The sequence below is a fragment of the Pedobacter sp. 01T416_2 genome, assembly GCF_056398925.1.
Genome location: NZ_JBFTQI010000678.1, coordinates 1 through 3,249, shown reverse-complemented (window position 1 = coordinate 3,249; position 3,249 = coordinate 1). Strand labels below are relative to the sequence as shown.

3 protein-coding genes are annotated in these 3,249 nt (G+C 39.1%); all 3 read right to left on the bottom strand.

What is annotated here, in order from left to right; translation table 11 throughout:
- Positions 1 to 470: APC family permease (locus AC1DPQ_RS22310; protein WP_477610910.1), on the bottom strand; the 470-nt coding region annotated here is incomplete at its 3' end.
- A 42-nt stretch (positions 471 to 512) separates the two neighbouring features.
- Positions 513 to 2,294, bottom strand: a complete 1,782-nt coding sequence (locus tag AC1DPQ_RS22305) for a DUF885 family protein (RefSeq protein ID WP_477610909.1) — start codon at positions 2,292 to 2,294, stop codon at positions 513 to 515.
- Positions 2,295 to 2,381: 87 nt separating this feature from the next.
- Positions 2,382 to 3,249 (bottom strand): AraC family transcriptional regulator (locus AC1DPQ_RS22300; protein ID WP_477610908.1); only part of this gene is annotated, 868 nt, incomplete at its 5' end.

The following is a 3,249-nucleotide window of genomic DNA, read 5'->3' as shown; positions in this document are numbered from 1 at the left end:
ATATAGGTGAGTAATATAATCACCCCAATGGCCAATAGTTGAGCGGGCGAGATGGTAAAGAAACCTAAATCGATGGCTACTAAATCTTCACTTAGTGCAGGCACGAGATATGCGGTAAACTTGGCAAATGCCACGCCTACTGCGGCAATAGTTGCCGTTTGGATTACCGTAAAAAAACTCCAGCCATATAAAAAACTGATCAGCGGATTATATGCTTCCTTCAAATAAATATATTGTCCGCCCGCCTTTGGGAACATGGCACTTAATTCGCCATAACTCAAAGCAGCGGTAAGTGTCATAAAGCCTGTAATTAACCAAACCACTAACAACCAACCAGAACTGCCTACATTCCGGGTAATATCGGCACTTACAATAAAAATACCTGAGCCGATCATACTTCCGGCTACAAGCATTGTTGCATCCATCAATTTAAGTGAGGGTTTAAATTGTGTGGTTTCTTTTTCAATCATGTTTTTTGTTGCTTGGTGGTTCAAATGGTTTGGTGAGTTTATTTATTTAAGCTGGCCGTAAAAATGCCATGAGGTAGTGAAATCGCGGGTTAGGGGCTGATTGGTTAAAGTAGCCCTGATCATTTCTACAGGAATTAAGTTCTCTTTAATCACCRCATCGTGAAAAGCTTTAAAGCTCATCTTACCACTATCAACCAGTTCTTTTTTCAGGGCAAAAAGCTGAAGACCGCCGGTAAGGTAAGCCACCTGGTATAAAGGACTATAATCGCCTTTGAAAGATCTTCGTACTTCGCCTTCTGCATTGGCGCGTTCGTGCCCTACACGATCGACCAGAAAATCGACACACTGTTGAGGAGTCCATTTACCCAGGTGAAAGTTTAGCGAAAAAAGAATCCTGGCACAACGGTGCATGCGCCAGAAAAGCATGCCCATTTTTTCTTCGGGAGTTTTGGCAAAACCTTTATCGTAGAGTAAAAGCTCCCAGTATAATGGCCAGCCTTCTACACTAAAAGGGGTTTTAAAAGGATCGCGATAGCTTTTATAACGGTTATTGATAAAATACTGATAATGATGACCAGGCAAGAGTTCGTGCTGTACCGTTCCCCTTGAAAAATAAGGATTGTTACCACGCATACTCATTAACTTATCATCTTCTTCCATCGAATTTGTTGGATAAGAAATACTGATTTCGCGCCCACCAGTAAAAAATGGATTTACCAATTGGCGTTCTGCCGACATCATGACCATACCCCAGGTTTCTTCAGCAAGCGCCGGAATATTGATCAGATCGTTGGCTTTTATAAAGCTTAAGGCATCATCCTGTAGTTTTACAATCAACTCTGGCTGTTTACCTAAGGGTACGTAGCTATTCTTGATTTTTTCCTGAGCTTTTTTCCAGTCTTTACCGAAGCCCATTGCTGCTGATGCTTTTAAAAGTTCTTCGTCGCAAAACTTAAATTCTTTTTCGGCAAGCTGAATCAGTTCTTCTGGTGTATAAGGAATAAGCTCTGCATTTAATTGCCTGATCAGTTCTTCCCTTCCGATGGGATTTCCCTTAATTTCTGGTTTGTTTGATTTTGCCCCAGCTACAGGATCTCCTTTATCGTTAAAAAACTTAGCGTAATTGGTCAAAGCAAGATCTAACCTTTCGTAAGGTTTAGGTGCCCACCAGGTAAAACCAGGTTCATAATCCATATAAAACTGATAAAAACCTTTTAAACGGTGTTTTAAACTCAAGGTTATGGCCGTTGCCATTTTAAGCTGATCGGGTTTGAGGCTTGCTTGCTTTGTGAAATTTTGGCTCAGGGTATCAATCTGCTTCGCGATTTCGGTCATCTGGACAGCCAGTAAAGATCCTTCTTTATAAGTGCCCCTTCTTCTTAGTTTTTCGAGTGCATAAATCGCATCGGCGAAGGTGAAATATTTAGACAGGGCATTATATTCTGTTTCCTCTTTGCCCAAGAGCCAAACAGAAGATTCTATCTGTTTTTTAAGGAGGATATAATCTACTTTGCCATAAATACTAAAGCCTTCAAATTTGGCTGATTTTAACTTACTTAAATAATCTTTATTGATGTCTTGCAGGCGTTTTCTTTGTTCCGGGCTTTTAAAAGTAGTCATCGGAAAAGAATAAGTACCTCCTGCAGAATAAGGATAGTAGAAATCGTTAATGGCATCCATATCCCTTTGGTAGCCTACTATCAGCGTACCCATTTCGCTGGTTTGTTCGTACAAACTTTCGTTTGAAGTTTGGGCTAATACAAAAGTACCTGATAACAGGCTTACCATTAACAAAAGGGCAAAAAACTTCAATTTGTTTTGCATTTAGAGTTGGTTAAATTTAACGAATAGCATTTGCCTCCATTTGAAAAAATGGCTAGCTTTTTTTAAAAAAATAAAAGTGTTTTTTGTTTAAGCGCCTACGTAGCTCACCCTGCTCACATTATTATAAGTATCGATGTATGCTCTTGGCGACTGGCCAATAATACTTTTAAATACCCGGTTAAAATTGGTAATACTATTGAAACCAGCTTTATAGGCTACACCTGAAATGCAATCGGCTTTCTCACCCGAAATAAGGCTTTTACAGGCATCGTTAATTCTAACTTCGTTTAAAAAGGACACGAAAGTATGTCCGGTATGTTTCTTAAAATACCTGCAGAAGGCCTGAGGAGTCATAAACGCGGCATTGGCTACATCTTCTAAAGAAATTTGATTGTTGTAGTTTTCGGTAATGAAGTTAATGATCTTGCTCAATCGCATCCCTTCATTTTCGGTTACGTTAGAAGAATACATATCCGAACATAACGATTCTACATTCTCATTTAAATCCTGAAGACTGTTAACCAATTTCAAGAAGTTAAACAGCACATCAACTCCTGATGCCTGGTGAACATTGAACATTTTGGTTACCATGTTTTTAGTAAAAGCAGCAGGAATTTTGAAACCATGTTTGTGTTTAGCTAAAAAACCACTTGCCATCTTCATTTCGGGAAGATTGAACAAAGCAGCTAAAATACCGTTAGGATTAAAGTAAATAGAACATGCTTTGATTGTTTTATTGTTATCAGCAGAGAAATATTCAGGGTTGCTTTTAAAAAGATGTGGAAGTTTTGCCCCAATTACAAAAATATCACCCGATCGGAAAGCATGCATGTCATTCCCCGCAATTAACGTCCCCTCTCCCTTTTCTATGTAAGTAATCTGCCACTCATCATGTCGGTGCAGATACTGGTAAAAATATGGAAGTTCAATATGTTCCGATATCACACTCTTGTCA